This window comes from Sphingorhabdus sp. EL138 (assembly GCF_945862485.1).
Taxonomy (GTDB): domain Bacteria; phylum Pseudomonadota; class Alphaproteobacteria; order Sphingomonadales; family Sphingomonadaceae; genus Sphingorhabdus_B.
The window spans coordinates 1-16,682 of the sequence record NZ_CAMAYF010000028.1 but is presented as its reverse complement, the minus strand read 5'-3'; the positions used below and the strand labels follow the sequence as shown (position 1 = coordinate 16,682).

Sequence of the window (16,682 nt, the reverse complement as noted above, 5' to 3'; positions counted from 1 at the left end):
ATTTGTCCATAGTTTCGTAACCAGTGCCCTCAGACGCGGAAACACTTACGTTCAGATTGCCGACATCCTCGGCTGGCGCCAGTTCGGACTGTAACGTTGTAAACAGAAATCCGGCGAACAGAAGAAATCCAAGCACGCCTAGCGAGGCGACTAAAGGCCTTGCGATAACCCGCGAAAGCAGATTGGCATAACGCTTCTCAAGCCTCTGGAACTTGTCATCTACCCATTGTGCAACCCGTCCACGTTCTTGCTTCTTCAAAAGCTTTGAACACAACATTGGCGCGAGGCTAAGCGCGATAAAGCCGGAAAAGGCAATGGCTGCAATCATCGCACCAGCCAATTCGCGGAACAGCAAGCCCGTCTGGCCAGCCAGAAACATCACTGGCACAAAGACGGCACAAACGACGACAGTCGTCGAGACTACGGCAAACGCCACTTGCCGCGTTCCGGTTACGGCCGCGACCAAAGGCGGCTCCACTTTTTCAATACGGTGATAGACGTTTTCAAGCACAACAATGGCGTCATCGACCACAAGGCCAATGGCTAGCACCATTGCCAATAGTGTCAGCAAGTTAATCGAAAAACCGAGCAACCAGAGGACCGCAAAAGTTGCGAGCAAGCAAATAGGGACCGTGACAGCAGGAATAATGGTCGCACGCCAGCTCCCCAAAAACAGGAAGATGACCAAGACAACCAGCGCTGCTGCTTCTGCCAAGGTAACCCACACGCTACTGATCGCCTTGCTAATGAACAAGGAGTCATCGGAGCCTGCCGTGATCGTCATGCCCTGTGGCAGCGAAGGCTTTATTTGTTCGGCAAGTGCCTTTGCGCTTTCGGCTACAGCCAAGGTATTCGCGCCGGATTGGCGCACAATACCCATGCCTAGTGCAGACTCTCCATTAAGGCGAAATGCTGCGTAAGGATTTTCCGGACCGGTCTCGATACGCGCAACATCACCTAATCGCGTCAACGATCCGTCTGCGCCACGCGCGACGATCAATTGGCGAAATTCGGCTTCATCACCAAAGGGGCGGCTCACCCGCAGTGTGACATTTTGATCGGTGGATTCAAGTCGGCCCGCAGGAAGCTCGACATTCTGGCTGCGCAGGGAATTTTCAATGTCTATTGGCGTAAGGCCCAAGGCGGCCAAACGATCCGGCTGAAGCCATATCCGCATTGAGGGGCGTGCTTCGCCGCCCACAAATACTCGCGCAACGCCGTCTAAGGATGAAAAGCGGTCAACGAGATTGCGGTCGACATAATCACTGAGCTCAAGTCGCGACCAGCCCGGCCTCGACACGACAAGGAACAGAATTGGTGACGCGTCGGCATCGACCTTGCGCACTTCGGGCGGTAGCACTTCTTCTGGCAAGTCGTCGGCTGCGCCCCCGACACGGTCACGGACATCATTGGCGGCGCTGTCTACCGACCGGCCCGGCGTAAATTCGATTGTAATATCCGACTGCCCATCGCGTGAACGCGATGTAATGGTCTGTATCCCCTCAATACCAGCAAGTGAATTTTCAAGGACTTGCGTGACGCGCGATTCAACGACTGTGGCTGCTGCACCTGTGTAGGTTGTCCCGACAGACACGATTGGCGGTTCCGTGTCGGGATATTCGCGGACGGGCAGACTTAAGAACCCGACAATACCCACGAGTACCATTAAAATCGCAATGACGGCTGCGAATACGGGTCTGCGGACGGAGATGTCAGAAAGCTTCATGTCAGACCAATATCAGCGCGATTTCACTGGGGAGACGTTGGCCTTTGCGGGGCCAGTCCGCACGGTGGCGCCATCGGAGAGCTTTACCACGCCTTCGGTGACAATTTTGGTACCCGCTGTCAGGCCTTCAACAACTTCAACTAAGTTGCTGTCGCGCGTGCCGGTTTTGACGGGCGTGCGCTTCACTTTAAGATCGGATCCAACCGTGTAGACAAAGCTGGTATCACCTTCGCGGACCAAGGACAGCTCGGGCACGGCCGGGGCAGTGCGATTTTTCGATGCTATTGTGACGGATAACAGCATGCCGGGTTTCAACATGGCATCGCGGTTGGGCAAAACTGCACGCAATGTCGCGGTGCGGTTTTGTGGATTGATAACGGGGTCAATAGCGGTAATCTGGCCCGACGCGACATAGTCTGGAAAGGCCGCGGCTTTTGCCGTTATGACCTGTCCTACTCGGACATTGGTAAGCATTGTCTCTGGCACGGAAAAGTCGAGCTTAATTGAACTCAGATCGCTCACTGCAGCGATTTCATCTCCCGCGCTAACCACTGCGCCAACGGAGATGCGCCGTAACGATACGTAGCCGGAAAAAGGCGCGCGCACGACACGGTCGCCAATCGAGGCACGCGCCTCATTTGCTAACGCCTTTGCCGCGTTTGCAGATGCCGTTTGCGCGTCCAAACTTGCGTTGGTTGCAAAGCCGCGGCGATGCAATTCGCTGATACGCGTTAGTTGCTGCTCGGCTTCGCGTGCCCGGGCTTGCGCACTAGCAAGCGATGCCGTTTCCTGACCTTGCGCAAGAACCGCGAGCATCTGTCCCCTTTGTACATAGTCGCCGTCCGAAAAGCCAAGCTGCGTTATCCGTTCGGTCACAGGCGCGCGGACCGAAACTTGCTCATTTGCATTAGCCGTTCCCACGGCGACATACACGTCCGAAAATTCATGTGAGGATGCCGCGTCGATGGTAACCAGTGGGGTAGGGCGCTCGCGCTTTTCTTCGCTGCCACCACATGCGGCTACACAGAACATCAATGACAGAATGATTGGCTTAGTAATTGGCTTACGCATTTTATCACCGATTGGGGATTCAGAAAGAGAAACAACTCAAACTTGCTGTTGGCGGAACTTATACCAATCGACCAGTCATTTTCGACAAACAAAGCTTTTCTTTGCGAAAACGCTTTTTGGTAGCAAGCCGGCAGCGCTCGGCTGCTTAGTTTTATCTTTCCATCAATGCCGGATGATATGGTCAAACGCGGAAAGAGCCGCCTTCGTCCCTTCGCCCATCGCGACGATAATCTGCTTATACGGGACAGTTGTGACATCACCTGCCGCAAACACACCTGGAAGATTGGTCGCGTTGTGGGCGTCGATGTCTATTTCGCCGCGCGGTGACAAAGTTAGCGGGCCCTTAAGCCATTCGGTATTGGGAACCAAGCCAATCTGTACGAAAATGCCATCCAGATCGATGCGATGCGACTCATCCGTGTTTCTGTCAGTATAGACCAAAGCCTGAACCTTCTCGCCGTCGCCAATGACTTCCGTGCTGAGCGCGGATGTAATGATATCGACGTTGGGTAGGCTGCGGAGTTTCTTCTGCAACACAGCATCGGCGCGCAACTGTGAGTCAAATTCGATCAATGTGACATGCGCGACGATACCGGCAAGGTCGATCGCGGCCTCAACGCCAGAGTTCCCACCACCAATGACCGCCGTCCGCTTTCCCTTATACAAAGGTCCATCGCAATGTGGGCAATAAGCAACGCCTCGGTTGCGATATTCCTCTTCGCCGGGGACGCCCATCTGCCGCCAGCGCGCACCGGTCGACAGGATCAAAGTCCGCGCCTTCAACGATGCGCCGCTGGCGAGTTTGACTTCGTGTAATCCATCGGAGCCAGCGGGGATGAGTTCCGCCGCCGTTTGCAAGTTCATAATGTCCACGTCATATTCACGAACATGCTGTTCCAACTGGGCGGCGAGCTTCGGCCCTTCTGTGTGTTGGACTGAAATGAAGTTTTCGATACCCATAGTATCGAGCACTTGGCCGCCAAAGCGTTCAGCCACAATACCCGTACGAATACCCTTACGCGCGGCGTAAATCGCTGCTGCCGCACCAGCAGGTCCACCGCCGACGACCAGAACCTCAAATGGCTCCTTGGCGGCAATCTTTTCCGCTGCACGGGCAAGCGTGCCGGTATCCAGCTTTGCCATGATTTGCGACAGGTCCATGCGGCCTTGGCCAAATGGTTCGCCGTTTAAGTAAACCGCTGGCACTGCCATGACCTTGCGTGTCTCGACCTCCTCACGGAAAATCGCGCCGTCAATGGCCACATGACTCACGCCGGGATTGAGGGCCGCCATGATGTTGATGGCCTGAATAACATCAGGGCAATTCTGGCAGGACAAGGAGAAAAATGTTTCGAATTTGAAACTGCCCTCAAGCGCCTTCACAGAATCGAGCAGCTCGGCTTCTTCTTTTGGCGGATGACCACCCATGTGCAACAATGCGAGCACCAATGATGTAAATTCATGGCCAAGCGGCAGGCCAGCAAAGTGCGTTTCAGCAGTTCCATCGGCGCGGCGAATAGCAAAGGACGGCGAGCGGTCTGCATGACCGTCATAGCGCGCCGACAACAAAGGCGATTGTTCAACTACGCTTTCTACCAGCGTGCGCATTTCCCGTGACTTTGGGCTGTCGTCCAAAGTCGCGATCAGTTCAACGGGCGTGCGCAGATTTGCTAGATAGGTTTTTAGCTGGGCAGTTGTAGCAGCATCAAGCATCGGAGAGGCCTTTTGTAAGCAAGCACAGGCGTGCCGCGCAAAAACGCGGCCGAAATTCTTCGAAAAGCGTTACATTGGGTGCCACGCCGTTCACGCAGCACCCAATATGTATATTTAGATCTTACCGACGAGGTCGATCGAAGGTGCAAGCGTTTCGCCGCCTTCTTCCCACTTTGCAGGGCAAACCTGACCTGGGTTTTCACGCACGTAGATCGCGGCCTTAATCTTGCGGACGAGTTCAACCGCGTTACGGCCAACGCCTTCGCATGTGATTTCCATGACTTGGATCACGCCGTCTGGATCGACTACGAAGGTCGCGCGGTCGGCGAGGCCTTGGCCTTCGCGCAAAACGCCGAAATTGTTGCTGATCACATGGTTCTGGTCGCCAAGCATGTGGAAGTTGATCTTGCCGATCGCTGGTGAACCATCATGCCATGCTTTGTGGCTGAAATGGGTGTCGGTCGATACTGAATAGACCTCTACGCCCATGCCTTGCAGGTCTGCATATTGGTTAGCGAGATCTTCGAGTTCGGTTGGGCAGACGAAGGTCCAGTCGGCTGGATAGAAGAAAAAGACGGCCCATTTGCCCTTAACGTCGGTGTCCGACACTTCGACAAATTTGCCCGCTTTATATGATTGCGCGGTGAATGGCTTAAGGCTTGAACCAATGATACCCATGTGAATTACCCTTTTAGTTGAAGAGATGTTGATTTGGACTGACGTGTCTGAACACGATTTTCTTGATTTAGTCTAGCAACGCTTTTTGCAATGACTAATCGTTTTTGTCGATAATTAATGTTGTAATGTGCCGCTGCCCAAGGCGAAAATAGCACACCAATAGCGCACAAGTATCTTGCTCATGTCCACACGCGTCTTTAGCTAGTTGGCCAATAAAAATACGCCACGCAGTTTACGCTTTGCAAACAAGGCATCTGAGGGCGGAATGCGCCAGTTACCTGGCGCCGCCCCTTGGATGCAAATAAATCAGGGGGTATATAATCGCGGCTATCAGACAAGGACAGTTTCTGGATGAGATGCTCCACGCCGTTCCGGAAGATAAAGTGCCAAAAGAATTTACAAGAAATAGCCGCTATTCCGAGGTTTGAGACAGAAATGTTACTTGTGAATGGATCACAACCCGTGCACTTATGTGGCATTGGGATGGTGCAAGCACAAAAGGAGCAGGCTATGAAAAAACGTGCGTTAAACAGCATCATACTTATTTTGGCTGTAGGCGTTTCGGCATGTGGCGGTGGCGGAAGTGGTTCAGGTGGCGATACAGTCACCGTTCCACCCACTAGTGTAACGCCTCCACCCCCACCTCCACCGCCTCCGCCCACTTCAACTTGTAGTTTACTTAATCGGCAGAATTTTGCGGGGTCCGTGCTGAATGAATGGTATTTGTTTCCAGAAACGCTGCCAACTTCGCTTAACCCATCGGCTTACAGTTCAGTCGACGCCTATATTGACGCCTTAACCGCGACTGCACGTAGTCAGGGGCGTGACCGATTTTTCACCTACGTTACTTCTATTCAAGAGGAAAACGCCTACTTCTCGTCAGGTGCGACAGCCGGGTTTGGCGTGCGTCTTTCGTATCAAGGTTCGCGCTTATTCGTAATAGAAGCCTTTGAGGGCGCGCCAGCGCTTACCACTGGCATTGACCGTGGGACGGAAATTGTCGGAATCGGAACCGATTCTTCAAATATCCGTTCGGTAGCTGATATATTGGCGACACAGGGCTCTGCGGGGGTATCTAGCGCTTTAGGTCCGAATACCGTTGGGACTAGCCGTGTCTTCCGGATTACTGACTCAACGGGTACGCGCAATGTCACCGTGGCCAAAGCGGAATATGATGTTAGGCCGCTTTCATCGCGTTATGGGGTAAAGATAATCGACAATGGCGGTGGACAGCGCGTTGGATACATCAACATGCGCACGTTCATTTCTACTGCTAACGATCAGTTGCGGACAGCGTTTTCGGATTTCCGCGCACAGGGCGTCACAAACTTTGTTATCGATTTCCGCTATAATGGCGGCGGGCTTGTCTCAACAGCGGAAATAATGGGCGACTTGCTTGGCGGCAATCGATCTAGCAGCGACATTTTCTCAGTCACGCGTTTCCGCGCATCCAAGTCATCGGAAAATGAAACGCGTCGCTTTGCGCCGCAGTCACAATCGGTGTCACCCGTGAAGATCGCCTTCATCTCCACCAACGCCACGGCGTCTGCCAGCGAGTTGGTGGCGGCGAGCTTCGCGCCGTTTCTCGGGACCAACGCTGCTTTGATTGGAAGCAACAGTTTCGGTAAGCCCGTCGGGCAGATCGGGCTTGATCTAACCGCCTGCGATGACCGAATTCGCGTTGTTGCTTTTGCGAAAGAGAATGCGGCTGGGCAGGGTGATTATTTCTCGGGCCTTGCGGGCACCATGCGCTCCACTTGTGCGGCGGCAGACGATATCACCCGGCCATTAGGCGACCCGCAAGAGGCATCGCTCCGCACGGCGCTCGATTTCGTGGCGGGACGTAGTTGCACGCCAATAGCGCTCGCCCAAAGCGCCCAGAGCACAAATTCACGAAATGAACGTCGTGTTTTGCCTGCGCCGACAAACGCCAGCACCGCGCAACGTGAGGTGCCTGGATTGTTCTAAAACATCGTCTGGGATGCGCTCAGGTCGCCGCTTTTAGCGCGTCCAACACGCTTTGGGCATGCTGTTTGCGACAAATGAGTAGGTCCGGGATATATGTATCCGCCTGATTATAGACCAAAGGGCTACCATCGATACGGCTGACGTGCAGGCCAAAGGCGGCAGCGACAGCTGCGGGTGCGCAATTGTCCCATTCATACTGGCCGCCATTGTGCAGGTAAATGTCCGCATCACCGCGCACGACCGCCATCGCTTTTGCGCCTGCAGAACCCATAGGGATGCATTCAGCGCCTAAAGCGTTTGCCACCGCCATGGCTTCTGCCGCGGGTCTAGTGCGGCTGACCACCATGCGCGGTTTTGCTGGGGCAGGAGGGATTTCGGTTGGCTGATCGCTTCTTAGAACCACGCCCAATCCGGGAAGGGCAACCGCGCCAATCACCGGCGCGCCATTTATGGCAAGCGCGACATGGACGGCCCAATCGGTGCGGCCTTCACTATATTCGCGGGTGCCATCGACCGGATCAATGATCCACACTCGGGATTTTGATAGGCGCGCCTTGGTATCCTTGCTTTCTTCAGACAACAATCCGTCGTCAGGACGTTGTTCGGCAATGGCATGGATCAAAAACTGGTTGGCGGTTTGGTCCCCAGCCTTGCCAAGCGCCTGCAATGACAGCAGTCCGCTGTCGCGCACTTGCAAAAGCAATTTTCCAGCAGTTTCTGCCAAATGCGCTGCCAATGCGCTATCGTCGGCGATAATGCTCATTTTAGTGGCATCAGCTGGCGAACGATATGTTCAGCGGCTTCGGCAGCGCTCATTTCGACCGTGTTCACCTTGATATCGGGCTTTTCAGGTGGTTCATAGGGACTGTCGATTCCTGTAAAATTCTTTAACTGTCCGGCACGGGCCTTTTTATAAAGCCCCTTTACATCGCGCGCTTCGGCGACCGCAAGTGGCGTGTCGACGAATATTTCGACAAACTCACCTTCCGGCATCATCGCGCGCACCATATCACGTTCTGCGCGGAATGGCGAAATAAACGCAGTCAGAACAATGAGGCCTGCATCTGCCATCAGCTTTGCCACTTCGCCCACCCGGCGAATGTTTTCAATTCGGTCGGTTTCGGTAAAGCCCAAATCCTTATTGAGGCCATGGCGGATATTGTCGCCATCGAGCAAAAATGTATGCCGGTTCAGCAGATGGAGTGTCTTTTCCACTTCATTGGCAATCGTCGATTTGCCTGAACCAGAAAGGCCCGTGAACCACAGTATCTTGGGCTTTTGGTTTTTGAGTGCGGCATGCGCTTCGCGGCCAATGTCGGTCGCTTGCCAATGGACATTTTGTGCGCGCCGCAAAGAAAAGTGCAGCATGCCCGCGGCGACGGTGGCATTGGAGATCTTGTCGATCAGAATATATCCGCCCAAAACATGGTTGTTCATATATGGTTCGAACACAATAGGTTTGTCGGTTAATATTTCCGCCACGCCAATAGCGTTGAGTTCCAAAGTCTTGGCCGCCATATGCTCCATATTGTTTACATTGACGGTGAATTTGGGCGATTGCACTGTAGCCGATACAGTTTGTGTCCCAAGCTTCAGCCAATAAGCACGCCCTGGAATTAAAGGATCGTCTGCCATCCAGACAATGGTGCTTTCAAACTGGTCGGACACTTCAGGTGGATTGTCTGCAGCGGCAATCACGTCCCCGCGCGAACAGTCAATTTCGTCTGTAAAGCAAAGCGTAACCGATTGGCCTGCAACAGCTTTGCTGAGTTCGCCGTCAAGCGTGACAATCTTGCTGATCGTTGAAGTCTTACCTGACGGTAGCACGCGAATGGCATCGCCCGGACGCACGATGCCCGTGGCGATCTGGCCGGAAAACCCTCGAAAATCGAGATTGGGCCGGTTGACCCATTGTACCGGCATACGCAGTGGCTTGGCCTGGTCCGCGTCATTATCAAGTGCGACGGTCTCCAAATGCGCAATTAGGGGCTGACCCATATACCATGGCATATGGACGGAACGCTCCGTGATGTTATCGCCTTTGAAGCCGGAAATCGGCATGGCAGTAAAATCGTGTATCCCAATGCTTGCGGCAAATGCGGTATATTCGGTGACGATTGCGTCATATGTCGCCTGATCATAGTCGATCAGGTCCATCTTGTTAACGGCAAGGACAATGTTTCTTATACCCAATAGTTTAACGAGATAGCTATGGCGCCGTGTCTGGACCAGAACGCCTTTACGCGCATCGATCAGGATCACCGCAAGGTCCGCGGTTGACGCGCCAGTTACCATATTCCGTGTATATTGTTCATGGCCCGGGCAATCGGCGACGATGAATTTCCGCTTCTCCGTGGCGAAAAACCGGTAGGCGACGTCGATCGTGATGCCTTGCTCTCGCTCGGCTGCAAGACCGTCAACAAGCAACGCAAAGTCGATGTCTTCGCCCTGCGTTCCCATCCGTTTGGAATCGGACTGCAAAGTCGCAAGCTGATCTTCAAAAATCATTTTGGAATCGTACAGTAATCGACCGATAAGCGTCGATTTACCGTCATCGACAGATCCGCAGGTGATAAACCGCAACAGCGACTTATGCTGGTGGACATTCAGATAGGCGTCAATGTCTGAAGCAATAAGGTCATCGGTTTTGTATATGACATGGTCGGTTTTCACATGCGACATCAGAAGTATCCCTCCTGCTTCTTCTTCTCCATGCTGGCGGCCTGATCATGGTCGATGGCGCGCCCCTGCCGTTCTGAGGTGGTGGTCAGCAGCATTTCCTGGATAATTTCGGGTAAGGTTGTGGCATGGCTTTCGACCGCGCCCGTCAGTGGGTAGCATCCCAGCGTCCGGAAACGGATGGAACGTTCAACCGGAACCTCGCCGTCTTTTAACGGGAAGCGTTCGTCATCAACCATCAGCAACATCCCGTCGCGGGTTACGGTGGGGCGCGGTGCGCTGAAATATAGCGGTACAATCTCGATATTCTCAAGGTGAATATATTGCCAGATATCGAGCTCGGTCCAGTTGGAGATCGGAAAGACCCTGATGCTCTCGGCTTTCGCTTTGCGCGTATTGTATAAATTCCATAATTCGGGCCGCTGGTTCTTTGGGTCCCAAATATGCGTCGCGGTGCGGAAAGAGAATATGCGTTCCTTAGCCCGGCTTTTTTCTTCGTCACGCCGCGCTCCGCCAAAGGTAACGTCGAAACCATGTTGGTCGAGCGCTTGTTTCAGCCCTTCGGTTTTCCACATATCGGTATGTAGTGACCCGTGATCGAATGGGTTGATGCCGCGCGCGGTCGCCTCGGGGTTTTGGTGGACCAATAACTCCATACCGGCATCGCGCGCAGCCTTCTCGCGCAATGCATACATCGCCTTGAACTTCCATGTGGTGTCGATATGCAACAACGGAAATGGCGGGGACGACGGGTAAAATGCCTTGCGCGCCAAATGCAGCATCACGGCGCTGTCTTTACCCACGCTGTATAGCATTACCGGCTTTTCTGCGTCCGCAATAACCTCCCGCATTATATGGATAGCTTCAGCCTCAAGGCGCTCAAGATGCGTCAGTGATTTAGTCATAGTTTGTTTCTCTTTCTATGACCCTCATAGCCGGGCGCCATTGCATCGGGCAAACAAGACATTCTTCCATGCGCGAATATCCCCACTTTAGCGCATACCACGAAAAGCATGTGATTATAATGTTTGGACCTAATCGTCATGATACCTATCTGGATGGGGTGCGATGGGAAAGCAGCAGTTCGGTCGAGAAATGTTGAACCTAATGTCACGGATTTGCCAAACGGTTTTTCGAAGTTATCGCGCAAGATTGCTCGGTGAGAAAATCAGCGGTAAAAAAGTGGCTGATTGGTAATGATCTGCAAATGCGAGGAAGATGAAGCGTTGTACATAGAAACACATGCGCTAGCGATCCAGCGCGCCAACAGCCCGACAGAAGCCTATGCGATGATGTGTAAAAACACTCTGCCCGCGTTGGAATACCCAAGGGCCATCATAATTCGGGTTGGTTGCGTCGCCGCGAGACCAGTTTCGCGCATACTATAAGCGGCTGGACAGGAATTCTGCGGTGATAATTAACGATATTACCTGAGCAGCACTGCGCCATCAATTGGCCCAATAGACATATTCCTGATCTTTCTTCCAAGGGGCATTGAGCGGAACATCGATGCGGATCGCGCCTTCGAGTAAGCCGGGCCATAAAGGTTTGGGAAGTCCAGCATTTTGTGCTTCAATCAACGCGCGCAGTTCCGCCACGCGCGCCGGATCCTTAGCAGCCAAATTGATTTGCTCCGTAGGATCGGTGGCGAGGTTGAACAGCCACACCTTGTCAGGACGTTTGGAAATTTGCAATTTCCATTCGCCCGCGCGGATAACGCGATAATGCCCCGAACGCCAGAAAGTGATTTCGCGTTTTGGCCCTGCGCCAAGGAGGTTGAAGCTGTCCATCTTGCGATCATTTGGCAACTTAGCGCCGGTTGTTGCTGCAATCGTCGCAAACATATCCAGATGCTGGGCAACATCCTTGCGAACCGTCCCCGGCGCGATTCTGCCCGGCCAGCGCATCAGCATCGGCACGCGAATACCACCTTCAAAGAAGGTGCCTTTATACCCGCGATAGGGTGTGTTGTGGTCCTTTATGCCCGTGTACCATGCACCGCCATTGTCACTGGTAAAGATAACCAACGTATTCTCTTCAAGTCCGGTGTCCTTCAGTTTTTGCAGCACATCGCCAATCCGCCGGTCAAGTTGGCGCATCATCGCGCCATAGACGCGCTGGGTATGATCCTTGATCTGCGGCAGGGCATCATAATCCGATTTCAGCGCCTGCAGCGGAGTATGCGGCGCATTATAAGCGAGATACATGAAGAAGGGCCGGTTCTTGTTGGCCTCGATTGCGGCCAGCGCATTGTCGGTGAAATAATCGGTCAGATGGCCTTTGGGACGAAAGCGCTGACTGTCCCCCCAATAGACGGCATAAGGCAAATTGGCCCATAAAAAGCGGTCTATTGGATCCCATGGCAGCTTTGCATTGACGACCTGTGGGTCATCTTCGGCCATGAACAAATCCCCGCCGGAACGCATGCCGAGGCTTTCGTCGAAACCTTGTGACGTTGGCCGCAATGCTTTGGCTTCACCCAGATGCCATTTGCCGATGTGGATATTATGATAACCCTTGGCTTTCAGCACCTCGGGCAACATGATTTCTGCATTGGGCACCCCCATGTCGGCATAAGCAGGCAGGTCATGGTTCAATTCTTTATGATAGATTGTCGGATAAGGCGACGTGCTGTCGATATGCGCTAGGTTTGACACGAAAGCCGCAGGAACCGAGGTAAATTCAAAACCGAACCGTGTCGGATAGCGCCCCGTCATCAAGGCCGCGCGCGAAGGCGAGCAGGTGGCGTTGGCGGCATAGCCATTGGCAAAGCTGACGCCCTGTTTGGCAATCGAATCGATATTGGGGGTCGGCACCGCTCCACTGGCGACCCCGCCGCCATACAGCGAAATGTCGTTCATCCCCAAATCATCGGCGACAATCAGGATGACATTAGGCGGGCGTTTGCCAGGGGGTGCCACCGAGGGACCCTGCGCCCATTCAATGGGACGGTTTTCGGCAATGGGTTCGCTTAACTGTGCGACCATTCCGGGAATGAATATCCAGTACTTCTGAAGGACGAAATAGCATGTGCTAATGATCAGGGCTAACGCAACGATCCATTTGAGTTTTCGCATCGCCAATGTCTCCCGACTACTTGCTTTATGTGTCTATATTCCGTCCCGCCGCAAACATAATCAACCAACCAATTGCCATTAGGACCGCTGCAGTTCCCGTCATCCAGTTGGCTACGTCCCAAAACCCTAAGGCTGCTATATACTGAAGCAAGGCAAACAAGAGCGACCCGCCAAGGAGGAAGGCCGGGGCATGGCGCGCGCCGAATGCGCCAACATTCATGAACGTAGCACAGGCGATGCTCGCCATGCTGTGCATGAACTGAACTTGGGCACCTAGCCTTATAATCGATGAGACATCTTCCGTCACATGCCCAGAGAATATAAGCGCGATGACAGATGCGAGCGCGTTGACCGTGGCAAGCCGCATCCATAGCCGCCGGTTCCAGCGCGTCTCTTGCCTCGAATGTAGCGCGGAATTCATGCGCTGCACGTCAACCATATGATATGTGCCAGTGCCGCAAGCAGCGCCAGCAATAATGCCACGGTGACCCGCGGGCTTACATAAAAGGACACCACACGCTGAGTTGGGAAAGAAAAAGTCGCCAGCGTACCCAGCAGCTTGTCAGGATGGCCTTCCATAAATGCGGGATCCATCACCAGCTTCATCATATCGCGCCGACTGCGGTAGCGCATCAGGCCAAAGATCGTCCAATCGGGATCCGCCTCGGTGTTCCACGCATCAATATATCCGCCGACCTTGCGTCCGACCATGCCGGGATGGCCGCCTGTTCTGAACAACACCGTAATGAAGCGTTTTGAATAGCGCTTGAGCAGATCGAAGCCTTGAACCATTTGCCCCGTTTTGGGGTCCTCAACTTGCTCCATCTGCGCTTTAACCAGATTGAGCATGACAAACTCGCGGCCATCATCGGCTTCAAGGAAAGTCCGTAAAACGTCAGGGCTATTTCCTGTGCCCTCGAAACGTCCCGCCAGTTGCGCAAGAATCGCATCAATTTCAGCAGGTTTCAGTGGGCCGGACCAATTATCATACCAGATTCGAAATAGGCCATACGCAAGCAACGCCGTGCCCCAGATCATCCATAGTGTCATAGTTCTAACTGCCTGCCTTCTGGGCGCGCTCGGCATCGCGCCGTGCCCTTGCCGCTTCTTGACAGGAGGGCGAAGTTTTCTTGATATTTTTGATAAGGCAGGCGCGGACCTTTTCCCGGCTAAAGCTTCCCAATTCTGCAGAGCAATATTTACGGATATCGGGCATGCACGCTTCGCGCACACTGTCCTGTGCCAAAAGCGGCGCACCAGAAAACAGAAGGCCAGACGCCGCCACAATAAGTGCTGCTTTTGCCATTTTTAGCTTCATCCTCTTTCAACAACGCAGTTCAATATTGTGGCATTAATTGTGCCAAAATATATTTGCAATCGCTTTTGTCGCTTGCGTCAGCGCCTTTTTGCCGCAAAACACGGCGGTATGATCAACGCATCGCACAAAATGACAGCACGCCCGACAGCGCAGCACGCCGATGGCCGCCGCGAACGCAGCCGGTCTAGCCGCTCAAAGATCGTTGCTGCATTGCTCGACTTGGTTGGCAAGGGCGAAGTCGCCCCCAGCGCTGCGGGTGTTGCAGAGGTGGCAGGCGTCGGGCTCCGCTCGGTTTTCCGACACTTTGATGATATGGATGAGCTTTACCGCGAAATGGGCGAGGCGATTGAGACGCAGGTGATGCCCATTATCCTTGAACCGCCCACTGGCGCGACATGGAGGGAAAAGCTCTTCGACATCGCTGATCGTCGTGCGATGGTTTTCGAGACCATTTTGCCTTATCGGATTTCAGCCAATCTCAAACGTTTCCAGTCGCCTTATCTGATGCAGGACTATCGCCGGACACTGCGGCTCGAACAAGAGACTGCCGAGGCACATTTGCCTTTGGCGGTAAAGGCCGATGTGGTGGGCACCCGTGGCCTCAATGTCATATTGAGTTTCCAAACATGGCGACTGCTAAGGCATGATCAGGAACTGCCTTTTGAGGACGCCAAGGCTGTCGTGCGGCGTTTGCTCAGCGATGCTATATCGAGCATGCCGGAGGATTGATGCAACGCTTTGGGTTTGTTCTCGGCTTGGTGCTGCTGTCTGGTTGCAGCGATGCACCCAAGTCGCCCGATAAAATCTGCACTGGTCTGTCGGGCAGTGATATGGTCTGGGTGCCCGGCGGCAGCTTCGTTATGGGTGACAATCCGCATTACCCCGAGGAAGGTCCGCCGCAGACAGTCACGGTCAAGGGGTTCTGGATCGGCGCCCAGGAAGTGACCAACGCGGAATTTGCGGCCTTTGTTATGGCGACTGGTTACAAGACCATAGCGGAACGTAATCCTCCCAAGCTGCCCGACGCGCCGCCAGACATGCTTGTTCCGGGCTCTGCTGTGTTCAATGTCCCCTCGGACGCCGACCCGCGTTGGTGGCGCTGGGTCACAGGGGCGCAATGGCGACACCCTTCCGGGCAAAAAGAGAGCATTGTTGGTCGAGACAAGGAACCCGTTGTCCAGATCGCCTATCAGGATGCAGAGGCCTATGCGAAATGGGTAGGGAAACAATTACCGAGCGAGGCACAGTGGGAATATGCGGCGCGCGGCGGCGCAGCGGCATTGCCGGAGCCGGTTGATGCAAAGGGCCGACCGCAAGCAAATTATTATCAAGGTGTCTTTCCGGTCAAAAATCTGAACACCGATGGCTATGTCGGTCGCGCGCCTGTGGGCTGTTTCCAACCCAACGGATTTGGTCTGTATGATATGATTGGTAATGTCTGGGAATGGACGAGCGCCAGCGGATCGCGCGCCGACGCCAGCGAACCGGTGAATATCATCAAAGGCGGATCTTATCTCTGCGCCGCCAATTATTGCGCACGCTATCGTCCCGCCGCGCGTCAGTTTCAAGAGCGGGGGCTAGGGACCGACCATATCGGGTTTAGGTTGGTTGATACGAAGAAGGTTGGGCCAGCTTCTTGACCTGTCATTCACAATATGGCACTTAAAGTGTCAATATAATTTAACTTAAGGGGTTAACCTTTGAAAGTCCTTCGCACACCCGATAGCGCCTTTGCCAATATCCACGATTTTCCTTTTGCGCCAAATTATGTGGAAATTGCGGATCCCTCGGATGGAACGCCATTGCGCGTGCATTATGTGGATGAAGGGCCGCGCGATGCGCCGGTGGTGTTGATGATGCATGGCGAACCAAGCTGGAGCTACCTCTATCGCCACATGATTGGCCCGGTCGTCGCGGCAGGCTTTCGCGTAGTCGCACCCGACCTGATTGGTTTCGGCAAATCGGACAAGCCAACCCAAAAAACAGACTATAGCTATGCACGCCATGTGGGCTGGATGCGTCAGTGGATTGAGGCGCTTGACCTGAATAACATGACGCTCGTCTGTCAGGATTGGGGGTCGCTGATCGGCCTGCGCCTTGTCGCGGACATGCCCGATCGCTTTGCCGGCGTCGTTTTGTCCAATGGGGGCTTACCCGAAGGCGGTCCGGCACCGCGCGCTTTTGCCGTTTGGCGCGCCTTTTCCCAATGGAGCCCGTTCTTTCCGATCGGCAGAATCGTCAACGCTGGGGCAAAGCGCGCGCTGAGCGCTGCCGAGATTGCCGCTTATGACGCGCCGTTCCCAGACAGCAGCTACAAGGCTGGAGCCCGTATATTCCCGACCTTCGTTCCTTTCGAGAACAATGTCGCGATTCCCGATCAGAAGCGTGCTTGGCAGGTGTTTGAGCAATGGGACAAGCCGTTCCTGTGCTGCTTTAGCGATGGCGACCCAGT

General features: G+C 54.0%; 15 protein-coding genes. 4 read left to right on the top strand and 11 right to left on the bottom strand.

Annotated features, from left to right (window positions below; all coding sequences use genetic code 11):
* The 4 genes from Q0O33_RS09565 to ahpC all read right to left on the bottom strand — a co-directional run.
* On the bottom strand, positions 1-1,726 hold a 1,726-nt coding region (locus Q0O33_RS09565), incomplete at its 3' end, for an efflux RND transporter permease subunit (RefSeq protein WP_295498838.1).
* Positions 1,727-1,738: 12 nt separating this feature from the next.
* On the bottom strand, positions 1,739-2,797 hold the full coding sequence (locus Q0O33_RS09560) for an efflux RND transporter periplasmic adaptor subunit (RefSeq protein ID WP_295498835.1): 1,059 nt from the start codon (positions 2,795-2,797) through the stop codon (positions 1,739-1,741).
* A gap of 162 nt (positions 2,798-2,959) precedes the next feature.
* Positions 2,960-4,510, bottom strand: coding sequence for an alkyl hydroperoxide reductase subunit F (gene ahpF / locus Q0O33_RS09555; protein ID WP_295498832.1), 1,551 nt, complete (start codon positions 4,508-4,510; stop codon positions 2,960-2,962).
* Between the two features lie 114 nt (positions 4,511-4,624).
* Positions 4,625-5,188 carry an alkyl hydroperoxide reductase subunit C gene (gene ahpC, locus Q0O33_RS09550; protein WP_295498830.1) on the bottom strand — a complete coding sequence of 188 codons (564 nt, stop codon included), beginning with the start codon at positions 5,186-5,188 and terminating at the stop codon, positions 4,625-4,627.
* 705 nt (positions 5,189-5,893) lie between these two features.
* On the opposite strand from ahpC, the gene Q0O33_RS09545 reads away from it, so the two are divergent.
* Positions 5,894-7,156, top strand: coding sequence for a S41 family peptidase (locus tag Q0O33_RS09545; protein ID WP_366048562.1), 1,263 nt, complete (start codon positions 5,894-5,896; stop codon positions 7,154-7,156).
* Between the two features lie 19 nt (positions 7,157-7,175).
* Here Q0O33_RS09545 and Q0O33_RS09540 read toward each other — a convergent pair whose 3' ends face one another.
* The 7 genes from Q0O33_RS09540 to Q0O33_RS09510 all read right to left on the bottom strand — a co-directional run bounded on the left by Q0O33_RS09540 (position 7,176) and on the right by Q0O33_RS09510 (position 14,218).
* A complete protein-coding gene (locus Q0O33_RS09540) occupies positions 7,176-7,919 on the bottom strand; it encodes a 3'(2'),5'-bisphosphate nucleotidase CysQ (RefSeq protein ID WP_295498824.1) in 744 nt (247 codons plus the stop codon).
* Entirely contained in the window at positions 7,916-9,838 is a 1,923-nt protein-coding gene (gene cysN, locus Q0O33_RS09535) for a sulfate adenylyltransferase subunit CysN (RefSeq protein WP_295498821.1), read from the bottom strand. The genes Q0O33_RS09540 and cysN overlap by 4 nt, the downstream gene beginning before the upstream one ends.
* Positions 9,838-10,740 (bottom strand): sulfate adenylyltransferase subunit CysD, encoded by a 903-nt coding sequence (gene cysD / locus Q0O33_RS09530; protein ID WP_295498818.1) that lies wholly within the window; start codon positions 10,738-10,740, stop codon positions 9,838-9,840. Before cysD ends, cysN begins: the two co-directional genes overlap by 1 nt.
* Positions 10,741-11,283: 543 nt before the next feature.
* Positions 11,284-12,912 carry a sulfatase-like hydrolase/transferase gene (locus Q0O33_RS09525; RefSeq protein ID WP_295498815.1) on the bottom strand — a complete coding sequence of 543 codons (1,629 nt, stop codon included), beginning with the start codon at positions 12,910-12,912 and terminating at the stop codon, positions 11,284-11,286.
* A 25-nt stretch (positions 12,913-12,937) separates the two neighbouring features.
* On the bottom strand, positions 12,938-13,279 hold the full coding sequence (locus Q0O33_RS09520; RefSeq protein ID WP_295498812.1) for a hypothetical protein: 342 nt from the start codon (positions 13,277-13,279) through the stop codon (positions 12,938-12,940).
* Between the two features lie 50 nt (positions 13,280-13,329).
* Positions 13,330-13,962, bottom strand: coding sequence for a hypothetical protein (locus Q0O33_RS09515; protein ID WP_295498809.1), 633 nt, complete (start codon positions 13,960-13,962; stop codon positions 13,330-13,332).
* A 4-nt stretch (positions 13,963-13,966) separates the two neighbouring features.
* Positions 13,967-14,218, bottom strand: a complete 252-nt coding sequence (locus Q0O33_RS09510) for a hypothetical protein (RefSeq protein WP_295498807.1) — start codon at positions 14,216-14,218, stop codon at positions 13,967-13,969.
* Positions 14,219-14,359: 141 nt separating this feature from the next.
* Between Q0O33_RS09510 and Q0O33_RS09505 the strand changes: the two genes are divergently transcribed.
* The 3 genes from Q0O33_RS09505 to Q0O33_RS09495 all read left to right on the top strand — a co-directional run.
* Positions 14,360-14,959 (top strand): TetR/AcrR family transcriptional regulator, encoded by a 600-nt coding sequence (locus Q0O33_RS09505; protein ID WP_295498804.1) that lies wholly within the window; start codon positions 14,360-14,362, stop codon positions 14,957-14,959.
* Positions 14,959-15,870 carry a formylglycine-generating enzyme family protein gene (locus Q0O33_RS09500; RefSeq protein ID WP_295498801.1) on the top strand — a complete coding sequence of 304 codons (912 nt, stop codon included), beginning with the start codon at positions 14,959-14,961 and terminating at the stop codon, positions 15,868-15,870. The genes Q0O33_RS09505 and Q0O33_RS09500 overlap by 1 nt, the downstream gene beginning before the upstream one ends.
* A gap of 60 nt (positions 15,871-15,930) precedes the next feature.
* A partial coding sequence (locus Q0O33_RS09495) for a haloalkane dehalogenase (RefSeq protein ID WP_295498798.1) occupies positions 15,931-16,682 on the top strand: 752 nt, incomplete at its 3' end.

What these genes read in the sequence shown, in the direction of transcription:
- Q0O33_RS09560 (WP_295498835.1), bottom strand. Translation starts at nt 2,797, where the DNA reads ATGCGTAAGCCAATTACTAAGCCAATCATTCTGTCATTGATGTTCTGT.
- ahpF (WP_295498832.1), bottom strand. Translation starts at nt 4,510, where the DNA reads ATGCTTGATGCTGCTACAACTGCCCAGCTAAAAACCTATCTAGCAAAT.
- ahpC (WP_295498830.1), bottom strand. Translation starts at nt 5,188, where the DNA reads ATGGGTATCATTGGTTCAAGCCTTAAGCCATTCACCGCGCAATCATAT.
- Q0O33_RS09540 (WP_295498824.1), bottom strand. Translation starts at nt 7,919, where the DNA reads ATGAGCATTATCGCCGACGATAGCGCATTGGCAGCGCATTTGGCAGAA.
- cysN (WP_295498821.1), bottom strand. Translation starts at nt 9,838, where the DNA reads ATGTCGCATGTGAAAACCGACCATGTCATATACAAAACCGATGACCTT.
- cysD (WP_295498818.1), bottom strand. Translation starts at nt 10,740, where the DNA reads ATGACTAAATCACTGACGCATCTTGAGCGCCTTGAGGCTGAAGCTATC.
- Q0O33_RS09525 (WP_295498815.1), bottom strand. Translation starts at nt 12,912, where the DNA reads ATGCGAAAACTCAAATGGATCGTTGCGTTAGCCCTGATCATTAGCACA.
- Q0O33_RS09520 (WP_295498812.1), bottom strand. Translation starts at nt 13,279, where the DNA reads ATGCGGCTTGCCACGGTCAACGCGCTCGCATCTGTCATCGCGCTTATA.
- Q0O33_RS09515 (WP_295498809.1), bottom strand. Translation starts at nt 13,962, where the DNA reads ATGACACTATGGATGATCTGGGGCACGGCGTTGCTTGCGTATGGCCTA.
- Q0O33_RS09510 (WP_295498807.1), bottom strand. Translation starts at nt 14,218, where the DNA reads ATGGCAAAAGCAGCACTTATTGTGGCGGCGTCTGGCCTTCTGTTTTCT.
- Q0O33_RS09505 (WP_295498804.1), top strand. Translation starts at nt 14,360, where the DNA reads ATGACAGCACGCCCGACAGCGCAGCACGCCGATGGCCGCCGCGAACGC.
- Q0O33_RS09500 (WP_295498801.1), top strand. Translation starts at nt 14,959, where the DNA reads ATGCAACGCTTTGGGTTTGTTCTCGGCTTGGTGCTGCTGTCTGGTTGC.